Origin of the sequence: Pedobacter jejuensis, from assembly GCF_003725795.1 — a bacterium.
GTDB lineage: Bacteria > Bacteroidota > Bacteroidia > Sphingobacteriales > Sphingobacteriaceae > Pedobacter > Pedobacter jejuensis.
This window is the reverse complement of record NZ_RBEE01000023.1, coordinates 343,478-359,524: the sequence shown is the minus strand read 5'-3', so window position 1 is coordinate 359,524 and position 16,047 is coordinate 343,478. Positions and strand designations below refer to the sequence as shown.

At 34.7% G+C, this 16,047-nt stretch carries 15 protein-coding genes; 7 read left to right on the top strand and 8 right to left on the bottom strand.

Going from position 1 to position 16,047, the window contains the following annotated elements; genetic code table 11:
• Nucleotides 1-156: 156 nt before the first annotated feature.
• From gyrA to D7004_RS12295, 4 genes are all read left to right on the top strand, one after another.
• A complete protein-coding gene (gene gyrA / locus D7004_RS12310; protein ID WP_123206145.1) occupies nucleotides 157-2,751 on the top strand; it encodes a DNA gyrase subunit A in 2,595 nt (864 codons plus the stop codon).
• A 30-nt stretch (nucleotides 2,752-2,781) separates the two neighbouring features.
• Nucleotides 2,782-3,870 carry a tetratricopeptide repeat protein gene (locus D7004_RS12305; RefSeq protein ID WP_123206144.1) on the top strand — a complete coding sequence of 363 codons (1,089 nt, stop codon included), beginning with the start codon at nucleotides 2,782-2,784 and terminating at the stop codon, nucleotides 3,868-3,870.
• 159 nt (nucleotides 3,871-4,029) lie between these two features.
• Nucleotides 4,030-5,100 carry a tetratricopeptide repeat protein gene (locus D7004_RS12300; protein WP_244214326.1) on the top strand — a complete coding sequence of 357 codons (1,071 nt, stop codon included), beginning with the start codon at nucleotides 4,030-4,032 and terminating at the stop codon, nucleotides 5,098-5,100.
• Between the two features lie 129 nt (nucleotides 5,101-5,229).
• The gene (locus D7004_RS12295; protein WP_123206142.1) at nucleotides 5,230-5,928 is read left to right on the top strand and encodes an endonuclease V; all 699 of its coding nucleotides are present in this window, start codon (nucleotides 5,230-5,232) and stop codon (nucleotides 5,926-5,928) included.
• Here D7004_RS12295 and hemF read toward each other — a convergent pair.
• From hemF to D7004_RS12280, 3 genes are all read right to left on the bottom strand, one after another.
• Nucleotides 5,925-6,818, bottom strand: coding sequence for an oxygen-dependent coproporphyrinogen oxidase (gene hemF, locus D7004_RS12290; protein WP_123206141.1), 894 nt, complete (start codon nucleotides 6,816-6,818; stop codon nucleotides 5,925-5,927). The genes D7004_RS12295 and hemF overlap by 4 nt on opposite strands.
• A 115-nt stretch (nucleotides 6,819-6,933) precedes the next feature.
• Nucleotides 6,934-8,166, bottom strand: a complete 1,233-nt coding sequence (locus D7004_RS12285; protein ID WP_123206140.1) for an MFS transporter — start codon at nucleotides 8,164-8,166, stop codon at nucleotides 6,934-6,936.
• Nucleotides 8,167-8,268: 102 nt separating this feature from the next.
• Nucleotides 8,269-8,493: a coproporphyrinogen III oxidase gene (locus D7004_RS12280; protein WP_123206139.1), complete on the bottom strand. Its 225-nt coding sequence runs from the start codon at nucleotides 8,491-8,493 to the stop codon at nucleotides 8,269-8,271.
• Nucleotides 8,494-8,806: 313 nt separating this feature from the next.
• Between D7004_RS12280 and D7004_RS12275 the strand changes: the two genes are divergently transcribed.
• From D7004_RS12275 to D7004_RS12265, 3 genes are all read left to right on the top strand, one after another.
• Entirely contained in the window at nucleotides 8,807-9,292 is a 486-nt protein-coding gene (locus D7004_RS12275) for a PaaI family thioesterase (protein ID WP_123206138.1), read from the top strand.
• A gap of 8 nt (nucleotides 9,293-9,300) precedes the next feature.
• Complete coding sequence (locus D7004_RS12270; RefSeq protein WP_123206137.1) at nucleotides 9,301-9,930, top strand: AlbA family DNA-binding domain-containing protein; 630 nt, start codon at nucleotides 9,301-9,303, stop codon at nucleotides 9,928-9,930.
• Between the two features lie 122 nt (nucleotides 9,931-10,052).
• Entirely contained in the window at nucleotides 10,053-11,432 is a 1,380-nt protein-coding gene (locus D7004_RS12265) for an MATE family efflux transporter (RefSeq protein WP_123206136.1), read from the top strand.
• Nucleotides 11,433-11,455: 23 nt separating this feature from the next.
• Here D7004_RS12265 and D7004_RS12260 read toward each other — a convergent pair whose 3' ends face one another.
• From D7004_RS12260 to kynU, 5 genes are all read right to left on the bottom strand, one after another.
• The gene (locus D7004_RS12260; protein ID WP_123206135.1) at nucleotides 11,456-12,190 is read right to left on the bottom strand and encodes a hypothetical protein; all 735 of its coding nucleotides are present in this window, start codon (nucleotides 12,188-12,190) and stop codon (nucleotides 11,456-11,458) included.
• A gap of 38 nt (nucleotides 12,191-12,228) precedes the next feature.
• The gene (locus D7004_RS12255) at nucleotides 12,229-12,912 is read right to left on the bottom strand and encodes a pseudouridine synthase (protein WP_123206134.1); all 684 of its coding nucleotides are present in this window, start codon (nucleotides 12,910-12,912) and stop codon (nucleotides 12,229-12,231) included.
• A 34-nt stretch (nucleotides 12,913-12,946) separates the two neighbouring features.
• The gene (locus tag D7004_RS12250) at nucleotides 12,947-13,849 is read right to left on the bottom strand and encodes a histone deacetylase family protein (RefSeq protein WP_123206133.1); all 903 of its coding nucleotides are present in this window, start codon (nucleotides 13,847-13,849) and stop codon (nucleotides 12,947-12,949) included.
• Nucleotides 13,849-14,634, bottom strand: coding sequence for a bestrophin family protein (locus D7004_RS12245; RefSeq protein WP_244214325.1), 786 nt, complete (start codon nucleotides 14,632-14,634; stop codon nucleotides 13,849-13,851). The genes D7004_RS12250 and D7004_RS12245 overlap by 1 nt, the downstream gene beginning before the upstream one ends.
• A gap of 88 nt (nucleotides 14,635-14,722) precedes the next feature.
• A complete protein-coding gene (gene kynU / locus D7004_RS12240; protein ID WP_123206132.1) occupies nucleotides 14,723-16,009 on the bottom strand; it encodes a kynureninase in 1,287 nt (428 codons plus the stop codon).
• Between the last annotated feature and the right edge of the window lie 38 nt (nucleotides 16,010-16,047).

The window sequence follows — 16,047 nt, the reverse complement described above, 5'->3', positions numbered from 1 at the left end:
CACTGTAAGAACGTATAAAAAAGCAGCCATCTCAAAACCTACCTTAATAGTCAAAACTTTTCCACAATGCCTTAATTCGGCATAATTTTGTTAAATTCGCAAGGTTATAATAATACCTTTTTTAAATATCGTTTTTAATAGCGAGAATAATAATTTATGGCAGAAGATTTAGAAAATCAGCAAAACGACAAAATCATTCAAATAAATATTGAAGAGCAAATGAAATCGGCTTACATTGACTATTCAATGTCGGTTATCGTATCAAGGGCTTTGCCTGATGTACGCGATGGATTAAAACCGGTACACCGCCGTGTTTTATATGGTATGCTCGATTTAGGTGTAACAAGTAATAAACCACATAAAAAATCTGCCCGTATTGTAGGTGAGGTTTTGGGTAAATATCACCCACATGGTGATGCATCGGTTTATTTTACCATGGTACGTATGGCTCAGGATTGGAGTTTACGTTACCCAATGGTAGATGGACAAGGAAACTTCGGACACATCGACGGTGATTCGCCGGCTGCGATGCGTTACACGGAAGCACGTTTCGCTAAAATAGCTGAAGAAATGCTTGCCGATATCAATAAAGATACGGTAGATTTCCAGTTAAACTTTGATGATACCTTACAAGAACCAACAGTTTTACCAGCTAAAATACCCAACCTTTTAGTTAATGGTTCTTCGGGTATTGCGGTTGGTATGGCCACGAATATGGCGCCACACAACCTAACCGAAGTGATTGATGGTGTTGTAAGTTATATCGATAACAGAGATATCACTATTGAGGAATTAATGAAGTTTGTAAAAGCCCCTGATTTCCCTACAGGTGGTATCATTTACGGCTATAATGGTGTTAAAGAAGCATTTGAAACTGGTCGCGGTCGTATTGTTATGCGTGCTAAGGCCGAAATTGAAAATGTTAAAGATCGTGAAGTAATCATCGTTACCGAAATTCCATATCAGGTAAATAAAGCCAATATGGTTGAGCGTACTGCTGAACTGGTTAACGAGAAAAAACTAGAGGGAATTTCTAATATTCGTGATGAATCTAATAAAGATGGTATCCGCATTGTTTACGAAATTAAACGTGATGCAAATGCATCAATTGTTTTAAATAACCTATATAAATATACAGCCTTACAAACCTCTTTCAGTGTAAATAATATTGCATTGGTAAAAGGTCGTCCTCAGATGCTAAATCTTAAAGATTTAATTGTGCATTTTGTAGACCATCGTCATGATGTAATTGTTCGCCGTACAAAATATGAATTAGCAGAAGCGGAGAAAAGAGCACATATTTTAGAAGGTTATTTAATTGCTTTAGATCATTTAGATGAAGTTATTAAATTAATTCGTGCTTCAGAAACACCAGACGAAGCACGTGTTGGCTTAATGGAGCAATTTGGTTTGAGCGACATCCAGGCTCGTGCCATTCTGGATATGACTTTACGTCGTTTAACAGGACTAGAAAGAGATAAAATTAAGGATGAATATGCTGAATTAATGAAAACTATTGAGCATTTGAAATCTATCTTAGCTGATGAAGGTTTGCGTATGCAAATCATCAAAGATGAATTGGCAGATATCCGTCAGAGATTTGGTGATGAGCGTAGAACAACTATCGTTCATTCAGCTGAAGACATGAGCATGGAAGATTTCATCGATGATGAAGAAGTTGTAATCACCATTTCACATGAAGGTTATGTAAAACGTACGCCAGCAACAGAATTTAGAGCGCAGGGTAGAGGTGGTAAAGGCTCAAAAGGTAGTAATTCAAGAAATGAAGATTTTATTGAACACATGCTTATTGCCACCAACCATAATTACATGTTATTCTTTACAGAAGCCGGAAGATGTTTCTGGTTAAGGGTTTACGAAATTCCGGAAGGTTCTAGAACGAGTAAGGGTAGAGCGATACAAAACATCATCAATATACCAAAAGAAGAAAAAATTAAAGCCTACATAAAGGTTAAAAATTTAAAAGACCAGGAATATTTAGAGAACAATTTCATCATCATGTGTACTAAGAAAGGTACCATTAAGAAAACTTCTCTGGAAGCATATTCTCGTCCTCGTGTTAACGGAATAAATGCAATAAACATTAACGATGGCGATGTGCTTTTAGAAGCATGTTTAACCAATGGATCGAGCGAAATTGTAATGGCTTTACGTTCTGGAAGAGCAATTCGCTTTAACGAAAGCACCGTTCGCCCGATGGGCAGAACTGCTACAGGCGTACGTGGCGTTAGGCTTGCACATGATAAAGATGAGGTTGTTGGAATGATTGCCATAAACAATCCTGAAGTTACGGTGTTAGTAGTATCAGAAAAGGGATATGGAAAACGTACGGATATTGAAGATTATCGCGTTACAAACCGTGGTGGTAAAGGTGTTAAAACCATAAATGTTACCGAAAAAACAGGACAATTAGTTTCCATTAAAGACGTTACCGATAGTGAAGATTTAATGATTATCAATCGTTCTGGTATTGTTATCAGGATTCCCGTTTCAGCTTTAAGGGTAATGGGTAGAGCAACTCAAGGTGTTCGTTTAATATCTTTAAAAGGTGATGATGAAATTGCTTCGGTAACTAAAATTGACCACGAAGAGGATGAAGAGGAAACAATTGATTTAGAAGATGTGTTGGTAAAAGATGGCGAAGAAGTAGAAGCAGATACCACTCCAGAAGCTGAAGATACAGACGAAGAAGCTGATGCAGAAGATAATAAAGAGGAAGACGAAAATTAATCCAATAATTAAGAATAGAATAATAATTTTATGAAAAGAGTAGTTTTAAGTATAGTTTTAGCAGGTGTAGTTAGCTCTGTATTTGCTCAGAAAGGTGAAGTTACCGAGGCAAAGAAAGCTTGGGGAATATTCCAGATTACGGGCCAAAGTGCTTCCGTTCCGGTAGCTAAAAAATTAGAAACCATTTCAGCAGGTTTAGCTCATACTGACAAAGCAATTGCTGATGAAAAATCTAAAATTATGCCCGAAGCATGGTCATATCGTGCTTTATTTGCTTCATCTGCTGCTTTAATTGATACAGTTAATGCGCAAAATTCTGATGCAAATTTAAAGATTGCTATGGATGCAGTTGCTCAGGCTAAAACAATTGACACGAAAGGTACTGAGAAAGAAAATATCACTTTAGCGGAAAACAATATTGCTAATGCGGTAAGAAATGCTGGTGTTTTGGCTTACAATAAAAAAGATTATAAAACTGCTTATGGTAAGTTTGTTCAAGCGACAGTTATAAATCCTGCAGATACAGCAATGTATTTAAACGCCGGTATTGCTGCTAGGAATTTGGATGATTATCCAAACACAATTACTCAATTCAAAAAGGTAATATCGCTTAATTCGCCACAATCTAAAGACTTATACGGAGAGATTATTGGCATAGTACTTAGCAAGCAAAAAGATACTACTGCTGCTTTGGCTTTGATTAAAGAAGCTGCTGCAAAGTTCCCTGAAGATCCAAACTTTATTAAAACAGAAACTCAAATCTACATTGATAAAGGTGATGCTGCAAAATCAGAACAAATGCTGAACACCTTAGCGGCTAAAGAACCAAATAATCCTGCATATCAAGTATTATTAGGTAATATTTATTTTAGTCAGGCATTAAAAATGCAAGCAGACCGCAACAAAATCGATGCGAAAAAAGTTAAAGAATTTAACGAAATAACTGCAAAAATGAACGGCTTACTAGATAAATCTGTTCCTTATTACAAAAAAGCCTTAGATGCTGATCCAAAAAATGCTGGCGCTTTAGAGACGCTTAAAACCATTTATGCATTTAGAAATGATACTAAAAATTACGATGAAATTAAAAAACGTTTAGACGCTTTGCCTAAACAATAATCGTTTTTCCAATCAAAAAGAGCTCTGAAATTTCGGGGCTCTTTTTTTTATGTTTATTTTTACGATTGTATCATTAAATATATTATGCAATATTGTTCCCGAATTCTTATAGTAGCTTTTGTATTATTATCATTTAAAGGATTTTCGCAAAAAAGCCAGATGCTGATAGCAAGAAATGCTGTTGGGAAATTACAAGCATCTTTTGCAGGCAAAGATGAACCCAAAAAACAACTAGGCATTATCTCAGAAGGGTTAAAGGCAATAGAATCTGCTGATAAGGATAGTAAAACAAAAAACTGGACCGAAACCTGGGCTATAAAATCATACCTAACATCTTATGCTGCATTGATAGAAACAGATGCTACTGCATCTTTCAAATATTTTGACACAGCAGTTGTAGCCATAAAAAAAGCCAATAGCTTAGATAAATACGAGGATCCATCTGGTTTAATAAAGGCTTCAGAACATAACATTTTGATTAAAAAGCAGGAGCGAGGCAACCTGTCATATTTCAATAACGACTTTAAAGAAGCTTTAGATGATTTGCGAGAAGTAAGTGATAATTTTCCTGGTGATTCTACCTTAGCCTTAAATACAGCTATTTGTGCTCAGAATGTACAGTTATATGATGAATCTTTAAAATACTTTAAGCGAGCAAAAGAAGATAGCATTAAAAACCCGGCTGTATTTCAAAAAATGGCGCAACTCTACTTATCTAAATATGATAATGAAAATGCTATAAAAACTTTAGAAGATGGTTTAAGATTAAATCCATACAATCATTATTTAACCAACGATTATATAAATTTATTACTGGATACCGAAAACTTTACTAAGGCTCAGAGTTTAATTGAAAATAACTTAAAGGTTGAAAAAGGAAATAAGCTTTTATTTTTTCTATATGGATATTTGCAACAAGTTGGCGGGAATAACTCAACAGCAATTTTAGCGTACAATAAAGCTTTAGCAACTGACCAAAATTATTTTGACGCATTATACCAACTGGGTCTAGCTTATGTGAATACGGCTAACGACGCATTAAAAAAATCTGATGCGGATAAGAATGTTCAATACAGTTCATTAATTAACAGAGCACAATTTGCATTACTTCGTGCCAATGAAATTAATCCTAACGACAAGCAGACTGTACAATTGCTTGTTGAAATTTACACTCGTAAAAAAGCACAAGACAAAGTGCAAGAATTAAATCGCAAACTTCAGGAGCTTTAGCAATACCGAAATAGTTAAGATAGGGGTTTTAAAATATACAACTTAACATAATATTAATTATAAGACAAATCATTTAATTTTTGTACCACCAGACTTAAACTTTTTATTACATAATAAGGTTATCTAAATATGTACGATAATTTTTCTTTTGCTGATGCGATTCAATTACAAAACGATCTTGCCAAGCACTTGAGTTTTATCCCAGTGAACAATATTGCAACGATTGCTGGCGCTGATATATCATTTGATAAAGGCAGTACAACCATGTATGCAGGAATTGTTATTTTAAGTTACCCAGAACTTAAGCTTATAAATTATGCAATAGAAAGTTTTGAAACTACGTTTCCACACGAGCCAGGATTTTTGGGATTTAGAGAAGTTCCGGCATTATTAAAAGTTTGGGATTTAATTCTGGATAAACCCAGCGTTGTTGTTTTAGATGGAAATGGGATTTTACATCCAAGGCGCATGGGTGTTGCTTCACATTTCGGAGTTTTAGCAAATCAATCCACTATAGGTTGTGCCAAAAGCATCTTATATGGAGAAAATCATATTCCTGAAAAAGCAAAATACAGTGCAACAGAAATTAAAAGTAATCAAGAATTATTAGGTTTTGCACTTAGAACAAAAGATAACTGTGCGCCAGTTTATATTTCAGCTGGCCATTTAATTACGCAACACCAATCGCTTGATGTAATGAAAAAATGTATTGGAAATTATCGAATTCCTGAACCAACAAGATTAGCTCATGAAATCGTAAACGATTTCCGAATAGGAAAATTAAAGGCCGGATTCCATAAAGTAAATCAGCCTTTAACTTTATTTTAGATCCAGTTAATTCCTTTTTTAAGCCATTGTTGTGTTATAAACTCATCAGAATTTATTTCTGGCTGAACATTATAGCCCCAATTTGCCTGTGGTGGCAAACTCATCAAAATAGATTCAATTCGTCCGTTGGTTTCTAAACCGAATTTTGTTCCAGAATCGTAAACCAAATTAAATTCTACATATCGGCTACGACGCTGATATTGCCATTCCTTTTGTATTTCAGTAAAATCTTTATCTCGGTTTCTGTCAATTAGTTCAGTGTAAATTGGCAAAAATGTCTCACCAATATTGATTGAAAAATCTAAAATATCTTGCCAAGATAAGTTGGTATTATCTGGCTTCAATCTATCATAAAATATTCCACCAATACCGCGGGTTTCTTCACGGTGCTTAATAAAAAAATATTCATCAGCCTGGCTTTTGAATTTCGAATAAAATTCTGGATTGAAATCATCACAGGCTTGTTTTAATTTATGATGGAAAAAACGAGCATCATTTTCAAAAACATAATGAGGTGTCAAATCAATTCCGCCACCAAACCATCTTGTTTCTTCATTCAATTCAAAATATCGAATATTCATATGAATTATTGGAACTAAAGGATGATTTGGATGAATTACAATGGAAACACCCGTAGCAAAAAAATCTTCTTCCGTTACGTTAAAAGCCTTTTTTATAGCGTCAGGCAATTTGCCATGAACTGCAGAAAAATTTACACCGCCTTTTTCTATTATTGCACCATTTTGCATAATTCTGGTACGGCCACCTCCCCCACCATTTCTCTCCCAAACTTCCTCTTCAAATTTTCCTTTGCCATCTGCAATTTCTAATCCTCTGCAAATTTCATCTTGTATTTGCTTATATCGCTCTGCTACTTCTTCCTTAAACATGGTCAAATTCTTAATTCAAATCAAATTTAAAGCTAATAATAGAGCTTATCTTATTTAAGTTTTTATAGTACATTTTGTTGACATTAAAGATTTACATCTCTTTTAGGATCAGCGATTATTCTTCTAAATAATCTAAATCTTTATTGAAGCTTTCTTTTAGCTGACTTAGTCCAAAAATAGCAATGATGGTTAAGATCGCCATGACAAGATAACCTGCAGTTATTAAACTGTATTTTTCTGATAAATATTCGAAAAGGATCGTCATTGGAATGAGCGCACCCCTTACAAAATTCGGTGCAGTTGTAGTTACAGTCGCCCGAATGTTTGTTCCAAACTGTTCTGATGCAATGGTTACAAAAGTTGCCCAATAACCCACAGAAAAACCCATGAATAAGCAAATCCAAATGAAAGATGAACTATTTAAACCATAACTAGTTAGATAAACGATAACACTCACAACAGACAGTAAATGAAAAATAAATACTGTTTTTCTCCTTGATTTTAACATTTGTGATAGAAAACCGGTTACCACATCGCCAATTGCTATACCAAAATAAGTAAACATAATGCCAGTTCCTGCCTTTAACGGCTCGGTTGCTCCAAGAGCTTTCCCAAATTCCGGAGCTAAAGTCACTAGTATACCAACAACAAACCACAGCGGAATACCAATCAAAATACAATACAGATATTTCAAGAATCGCTTTCTATTATTAAAAAGAATGAAAATATTTCCTTTTGAAATTTCTGATTGATTTGCAGCATGCTTAAACATACCTGATTCAAAAGTACCAACGCGTAACAGTAAAAGGGCTAAACCCATTCCGCCTCCTACAAAATAAGAAGTTTGCCAGGTATAATCCGATGCTACGGTGGCAGCTACTGCAGCGCCCAATAAACCAATGGCACCCACAACCATAGTTCCATAACCACGTTTTTCTTTATCCATTGTTTCGGCAACGAGCGTAATTCCAGCGCCAAGTTCACCAGCTAAGCCAATACCTGCGATGAAACGAATAATTGCATAACTATTTACAGAGTCAACAAAACCATTTGCAATATTTGCTAAAGAATATAAAAGAATTGAACCGAAAAGAACTTTAATGCGACCGAGTTTATCACCCAAAATGCCCCAAAGTATTCCACCTAATAAGAGGCCAAACATTTGAGAATTGATAATGGTAAACCCGTCTGCCTGCATTCTATCAGCTGGGACACCGATTTCTGTCAAGCTTTGTACGCGAACAACGGAGAATAAAACAAGATCGTAAATATCTACAAAATAGCCTAGAGCAGCTACAATAACTAAGAAAACGACATTACGATTGTTTGTTTTGATTTGGGTATCCATTTAATATTTGGTTTAATTGCCTGAAAGTACAAATAAGCACAAATAAATAAAATAGATTATAAAAATAAAAGCCACTCTTGGTGAAGAGTGGCTTTCAGTTACCTACATTGGAGGCATTTTCTTTGTTGTATCAGGTGGCATTGTTGTTTTTGTAGTGTCCGGTGGAGTTGTTGTAGTTTTTGCTGTATCCATCGGAGTTGTTGTAGTTGCTGTTGAATCCGTCGTTGTACTGTCTGTTGAACCAGCCATATTTTTAGACGAATTGCATGCTGAAGTGGCTATCATCAGAGAGCCAGCAAACGCAAGACTTAAGATTAATTTTTTCATAGTTTTAATTGTTATATACAGTAAGCAACAACCTTAGCATGATTTGGTTTTAATTATTTGATAAAAAATAATAAAATTGGTGATTAACTAACAGATGGACAGGTAATTATAAAAATAAATTTTCTCATTTTTAGCGCCTAAATTACAGATGATACCAGTGTAAATGGTAAATTTTGTAAAAAGAGATAATTATAAATTACATTAAACAAGGAAATTACAATCTTTACAGTTCAAACCTTAATTACCAAAATATTACTAAATCATCGAAGTTAAAACTTTAAAAGGTGGTAAATCTTTCTGATATTAGTGATATATGATTATTTCTCAAAATACTTTAAAATGGGTCATGCGCTTATATCCACCCTTATTTTTTCAGCGCATTTGGGTACAAAAATTTGAGAATGAATTTAAAACTGCTACAGTAAGAATTAGCAAAAGCTTTTTAAACAAAAATTACAACGGCTCTATCTTTGGTGGAACTATATATGCCGCTACAGATCCATTTTATGCGTTATTGTTCGACCAGTTAATGCAACGTAGAGGTTTAAAAGTTAGGGTTTGGTTAAAAAGTGCTTCGATACAATATTTAAAACCTGGTCGGGAACATTTGTATTTTACAATAAATGTTACTGATGAAATGATTGCAGAAGCCGAATTGGCATTAAAAACAGTTGGTAAGTTTGTAAAAGCATACCCAATGGAAATTACAAATAAAAGCGGTGAGCTTTGTGCTACCGTAATGAATGAAGTTTATATCCGTAACCTGCACCAGGGCGAAACGCCAACGGTTGCTTATTAAGATGTTTTATGCCCAGTATAAAAAGTTTGATTTTGCAAGGCGAAGGTGTTAGGCTCGATTTTAAGAAAACCATAACCAATACCGAAAAAATTGCAAAAAGCCTCGTAGCTTTTGCAAATAATAAAGGTGGTAAACTTTTAGTTGGCGTAGCCGATGATGGAACAATTAAAGGCGTAAAATCAGAAGAAGAAGAAAAATACATGATACTTACTTCTGCACATCAATTTTGCAAACCAGCAATAGAACCTTCCTTCGAAGAAATTTATGTTGATGACAAACTGGTTTTGGTGGTTAATATTCCTGAAAGCGATACCAAACCACATTATGCTTTAGACGATAATAAAAAATGGTGGGCATACATTAGGATTGATGATAAAAGTGTTTTGGCAAGCAGAATAATATTGGAAGTTTTAAAACAAGACCATAAAAATTCAGGTGTACTTATCTCCTATTCTGATAACGAGAAAAAGCTATTGCAATATTTAGATGAGCATGAAAAAGTAACGCTTAAAGAGTTCTCAAAACTTTTGCGCTGTTCTTATCGAAAAGCACAAAAAATATTAGTCAATTTGATTTTAACTAACGTAATTAGAACTAATACAACCGAGAAAGAAGAATATTTTACAGCCGTGAAATAGATTTTTAACCAATTTATTCATAAGGAATAAATATTCGAAAATTGGCAAAAACTTATATAGATTTAGCAAAAGATAGTACGAAATGAACATTTTAGGATTAAAAATCCGAACTTTGCATTCCTATGCTCGCTACCATCTACGCCAAATATAAGCCCTATTATAAAGAAAATCTTCATTTAGCCTTACCAATTGTTGGTTCACAAATTGGACATACCTTGGTTCAAATGGCAGATAGTGTTATCGTTGGGCATTTTACTGATACCACTCAACTTGCAGCTGTTTCTTTAGTGAATAGCATTTTTATCCTTATTTTGGTAACTGGCTTAGGCATTTCTTATGGCTTAACACCCTTAATTGCTCAAGAAAATGGTCGCAAAAACTATGAAGAATGCGGCAAGCTTTTATCCAGTAGTTTAATCATAAATATTATTGTCGGCATATTTCTTTATGCAATCGTTCACTTTGGTGTTTTGTTGGTCATTGATAATATTAATCAAACTCCGGCCGTAGTAAAATACGCTAAACCTTATTTAGGTTTGCTTTCAGTTTCAATTATTCCATTGTTAATATTTCAAACCTTTAAGCAATTTGCAGAAGGACTTGGCTTTACAAAACAAGCCATGTATATTTCAATCTGGGGAAATGCCATCAATATTATTTTAGGAATTATTTTCGTAAAAGGGATGTTCGGTATTCAATCAATGGGTGTAAGTGGTGTTGGTTGGAGTACGCTTATCGATAGAATTTTGATGGCAACTGTAATGGGATTTTACGTGCTGAAATCTAACAACTTTAAAAAATATTTGATTTCGTTTAAGGCCACATTTATCGATAAAGATAGTGCAGTTAAAATTATTAAAATAGGTGCTCCGGTAGCTTTACAATATTCTTTTGAGATTAGTGCCTTTAGTGGTGCAGCTATTTTAATCGGTACAATTGGAGAAACCGAGCAAGCCGCACATCAAATTGCAATTAGTTTGGCCGCAATGACTTACATGATTGCAAGCGGTGTTGCATCTGCAGCAACAATTAAAACAGGAAACAACTTAGGAAGAAATAATTTTGATGATTTACGTAAATCGGCTATTGCCAGCTATCATGTGATTTTGTTGTTTATGAGTTGTACAGCAATACTATTCGTTGTTGCGCATAACATAATGCCATTTATTTATACGGAAGATTTAAAAGTAGTACAAATCGCCGCCCAATTATTAATTATTGCCGGTTTTTTCCAATTATTTGATGGAACACAGGTTGTGGGATTAGGAGTTTTAAGAGGTTTGGGTGATGTAAACATTCCAACATTCATCACGTTCTTAGCGTATTGGGTTGTTGGTATTCCTGTTGGCTATTTGCTGGGCTTTAAATTTGGATTGGGTGTTAATGGAATCTGGTATGGATTAACCTTTGGATTGTTAACAGCCTCTATCCTATTATTTTTTAGATTTCAAAGTAAAACAAAATCTTTGAACTCGAAGGTTCAATCAAATGAACTGGTTTAAGAGTAGTTAAAAGTCGTTTGAACTTATTTGCCTCCAACATTAACTACTACACCGATAGTAAAAATAGAATTACCTGCAGACATATATTTTCTGCTTTTTAAACCGATATTACTGCTCGTAGTATATTGAAGTTGTATATTCTTATTCAAACCCATACGCGTGAAGAAAATAGGCTCGAAAAATACATTATCCTCTTTAGGTTGTACAACGCCATTGATAAAAAATCTATCCATGGTTAAATGACTGATTCTTAGCGCCGTTCCATAGTTTATAGGAAAATCTGTACCAAAAATTCTAAAATTATTTTTCTTTTTTGAGCTATAATTTACTTGTAAAAAGGCCTTCCTGTAATCAACTTCCTGCTTTTCGTTGCTTATTAAAATGTCGTTTTTATAATCTCTATAAGTGATATCACTCCATCCCTTTCCTACACCTGCATAAATCTCAATAATACGGTTATTATCTGGTCCAAAAGTATCAAAATAACCACCTCCAATCTCAATCAGTTTATGGTCAAAATCTTTCCCTTTTCTATCATTACTCATTTTAGAGCCACTAAATAGCACTCCAACATGATTTGAAACGGCATAAGCACCATTAATACTAGCATTACCTTTAAGTGAAATATGTCCGCCGCCACTAAATTCTCCTTGCTGACTAAGCATTGGTGTATTTGGTACATTTGGCATGTAAACTGAAGAACAACTGCTGGCAAAGAGTACTAGAGCAGGAAAAATTAATCGTAAGTATTTATTCATGGATGATTTATAAACAGATTTATGAGGTAAAAATTGTGCTAAAGGCTAAATTTCATAATTTCCACGACCCTTTTAAATTCGTCGTGCAAATCTGCCTTTAAGTTTATTCTTACTGAAGTTTTTGGATGTGTGAAACTTAATTCAGAAGCATGTAATAACATTGTACTCATATTCCACTGTTCTAAAAAAAACTTATTTTGCTTATTGCAACCATGAGTTCTGTCGCCAATAATTGGATGAAGAATATGACTAAAATGTTTTCTTAACTGATGCATTCTGCCAGTTTTTGGTGCTGCCTCCACAAGAGAATACCTGGAAGTGCTGTGTTTACCAAATGGTACATCAATTTCGGCGGTTTGTATTGTCTTAAAAGATGTGTAAGCATCCTGTAAGGTGCCATTTTCTTTTGCTAGAGGATAGTCAATATCCATTGAAGCTGGTGCAAAACCTCTCAAAATAGCTAGGTATTTTTTAGCAGTTTCTGCATTCATAAATTGCTGTTGCATAGCGATTTCGGATTCTTTATCAAAAGCAAATAATAAGATACCGCTAGTCTTTCTGTCTAGCCTATGAACCGGACTTACTTTTTTACCAACTTGGTCACGAAGCATTTGAAGTGCAAATTCAGTTGCATCTCTGGCAATAGATGATTGATGTACCAATAAACCATGAGGTTTATTTATAGCAATTAAATGTTCATCCTCATAAATAATCTCCAACATTCGGCGAAGATAAACAAAATTTTAGCCTTCGGTTTTATTCGAATAAACCAAACGCTAATCTGTATGTATTGCAATGCGCATCCACAATATCTTTAATATCTGCAGAATAACCACCACCCATGCTTATTTGCAATGGTAGATTTTTTGTTTTACAATACTGAAGCACAAGCCTATCACGTTCCTTGCATCCAGCTTTAGTTAAAGATAACTTCCCAAGCTTATCAGTCGAAAGCACGTCAACCCCAGCCAAATAAAAAACAAAATCAGGTTGCGACTTTGCAAAAGCTAACTGTAAATTCTGTTCTAACAAGGATAAATATTCTTCATCACCAATACCATCATTTAAAGGAACATCTAAACTTGAAACTTCCTTTCTGAAAGGAAAATTTTTATCGCCATGCATTGAAAACGTAAAAACCCGGCTTTCATTTTTAAAAATTTCCGCAGTTCCATTTCCTTGGTGTACATCTAAATCAATAATTAAGATGCTATGTGATAAATTATTATTTAGCAAGTAGTTGGATGCAACTGCTTGGTCATTTAATATGCAAAATCCTTCACCCCAATTTGTACCTGAATGATGTGTTCCACCAGCTACATTAAAAGCAACCCCGTTTTGAACCGCAAATTTAGCTCCGTCTATTGTGCCTTGAGTAATTCTACGTTCGCGTTCTACAAGCTCAGCATTTAAAGGAAAACCTATTCTTCTTTGTTCTTGTGGTGATAATTCTAAATCTCTAACGCGTTGCCAGTAATCTTTTGAATGGGTTGAAAGTATAAGATCCTCGTCAATAATTTCCGGGCTAAACAAATTTTCTTGTACTATAGTTCCCTCATGCAGCAGTTGGCCAGGAATCAGTCCGTATTTTAACATAGGAAATCTATGACCTTCAGGCAGCGGATGAGCATATAATGGATTCCATGCTATTTTAATCATTAGCTTAAAATTTCCTCAACATGTTTCTCAATATTATTGCAAATTTGATCTACTGGTAAATCGTTTGCATCTTCACCAAATGGGTTTTCTATTTCTTCAGCTATCAGCTCCAAACTTGCTAATACATATAGGATAAAGGGAACAATTAGCACCAAATAATATCCTAAACTAAATACCCATCCAATTGGAATGGTGAGCACATATATAAAAATAAATTTCTTTATAAAGGCGCTATACGAAAATGGAATTGGTGTATTTTTAATGCGTTCACATCCTCCGCATATATCGGTGAATTGATTCACATCATTGGTTAAAACGATCAGTTGCTCCTGGGAAATTAGACCTTTAGAAGTCAAATCATATAATCTTGAAATCATGCTGCTAGCAATTTGATTTGGTATGTGTTTACCAGCTTCAACTTCTATAAGAAAACTATTTTTACCGAAATAAAGTTTTTCTCTTAAATGTTCTTTTAATGCAAAAGCATATTTAGGAATGCCATATTCAAAAAACCGAACATCATCATCACTAAGCTTTAACGCTTTAATTTTCATTGCAAAGTTGCGACTAACATTTGTAAGTGAACCTAAAAGTTTTCGTCCGTCCCACCATCTATCGTACGAGGTATTGGTTCTAAAGACAAGCAACATGGAGATTACAAAACCAAGCAAACTATGCATCATGCCAATATTGCTAACATAATCGCTCTTTGATAATTTAAATACATTTAATTCCAAAAAGGCAACAAAAGCTGAAAAGATGGAAACACTAGCATTAAAGGCCAAAGCTTGCGTATAGTATCGCCTTTATGAACATGAAATATAAATGTGAACCAATCTTTGGGATTGTAGTTTATCATTATTCTTCTTTTTTTTATAAAATGGATTTGCTTATGCTAAGCAGAGCTTCTCCTGTTACAAATACATCCTCAAATGAGTTGTAAAGCGGAACCGGACTTAATCGAATTACATTTGGTTCACGCCAATCGCCAAGTATATGATTTGCAACTAAACCATCGAAAATCCGCTTTCCTTGCTCCTTAGCTATTATAGATAATTGTGCGCCTCTACTATTGAATTCCTCAGGAGTAATAATTTTATATTGCTGATAATCCAGCGCTATATTTACTTGATTTATAATAAATTCCAAATATTTTGTTAAAGTAATACTTTTCAATCTGAGTGCTTCTATAAAGCCAGCTTTTTCAAAAATCTGTAGTGATGCATGATATAAAGCCATTGGCATAACTTGGGTACAGCTTATCTGCCAACCATCTGCACCAGCTTCAGGAACAAAACCCTTTTCCATTTTAAAGCGCTTGTTCTCTTGATATCCCCACCAACCAGCAAAGCGATTTAAATCTGTATCACCAAAGTGTTTTTCATGAACAAATATGCCACTTATGCCACCCGGACCTGAATTCTGATATTTATAAGAACACCAACATGCAAAATCTACATCCCAATCATGAAGCTTAACCGGAACATTTCCTGCAGCATGTGCTAAATCCCAGCCAACGATTGCACCTATGGAATGTCCAGCTTTAGTTATGGCTTGCATATCGTACCATTGACCGGTATAATAATTAATACCGCCAAATAAAACCAGCGCTATCTCCTCACCGTTTTCTTCGATTTTAGCGATAATATCTTCGGTTCTAAGTATATCTTCACCATCACGAGGAAAAACCTCTATAATCGCTTCTTTAGGGTCGTAACCGTGAAACCTTACCTGACTTTCAATGGCGTACTGGTCAGACGGAAATGCTCCGCCTTCCATAATAATTTTAATTCGCTTTCCTTTTGGCTGATAAAAACTAACCATTAGCAAATGGAGATTGACGGTTAAAGTATTCATTGGACAAACCTCAGAAGGTAAAGCCCCAACGATAGGCGCCATCAGCTTTTTTAATTCTTTATGATAATACATCCAAGGCTCATCACCATCAAACCAACCATCCACAGCGTAGTTTGCCCAATTATCCAACTGACGAGTTATAACCTCTTTAGCAACTTTAGGTTGCAATCCTAAAGAGTTACCGCATAGGTATATAAACTCTTTATCATTATGCTTAGGAAATATAAATTGTTGCCTAAAATCTCTTAAATTATCGGCGCTATCTAAGGTCTTGGCGAAAGCCAAATTATTTTCAAACTTCATTGCCTCAATATTACAAAAAAAGCAGGTATTGTTGCCAA

Excerpts from the sequence above, each read along its gene's own strand:
- gyrA (WP_123206145.1), top strand. The coding sequence starts at position 157 with ATGGCAGAAGATTTAGAAAATCAGCAAAACGACAAAATCATTCAAATA.
- D7004_RS12305 (WP_123206144.1), top strand. The coding sequence starts at position 2,782 with ATGAAAAGAGTAGTTTTAAGTATAGTTTTAGCAGGTGTAGTTAGCTCT.
- D7004_RS12300 (WP_244214326.1), top strand. The coding sequence starts at position 4,030 with ATGCTGATAGCAAGAAATGCTGTTGGGAAATTACAAGCATCTTTTGCA.
- D7004_RS12295 (WP_123206142.1), top strand. The coding sequence starts at position 5,230 with ATGTACGATAATTTTTCTTTTGCTGATGCGATTCAATTACAAAACGAT.
- hemF (WP_123206141.1), bottom strand. The coding sequence starts at position 6,818 with ATGTTTAAGGAAGAAGTAGCAGAGCGATATAAGCAAATACAAGATGAA.
- D7004_RS12285 (WP_123206140.1), bottom strand. The coding sequence starts at position 8,166 with ATGGATACCCAAATCAAAACAAACAATCGTAATGTCGTTTTCTTAGTT.
- D7004_RS12280 (WP_123206139.1), bottom strand. The coding sequence starts at position 8,493 with ATGAAAAAATTAATCTTAAGTCTTGCGTTTGCTGGCTCTCTGATGATA.
- D7004_RS12275 (WP_123206138.1), top strand. The coding sequence starts at position 8,807 with ATGATTATTTCTCAAAATACTTTAAAATGGGTCATGCGCTTATATCCA.
- D7004_RS12270 (WP_123206137.1), top strand. The coding sequence starts at position 9,301 with ATGCCCAGTATAAAAAGTTTGATTTTGCAAGGCGAAGGTGTTAGGCTC.
- D7004_RS12265 (WP_123206136.1), top strand. The coding sequence starts at position 10,053 with ATGCTCGCTACCATCTACGCCAAATATAAGCCCTATTATAAAGAAAAT.
- D7004_RS12260 (WP_123206135.1), bottom strand. The coding sequence starts at position 12,190 with ATGAATAAATACTTACGATTAATTTTTCCTGCTCTAGTACTCTTTGCC.
- D7004_RS12255 (WP_123206134.1), bottom strand. The coding sequence starts at position 12,912 with ATGTTGGAGATTATTTATGAGGATGAACATTTAATTGCTATAAATAAA.
- D7004_RS12250 (WP_123206133.1), bottom strand. The coding sequence starts at position 13,849 with ATGATTAAAATAGCATGGAATCCATTATATGCTCATCCGCTGCCTGAA.
- kynU (WP_123206132.1), bottom strand. The coding sequence starts at position 16,009 with ATGAAGTTTGAAAATAATTTGGCTTTCGCCAAGACCTTAGATAGCGCC.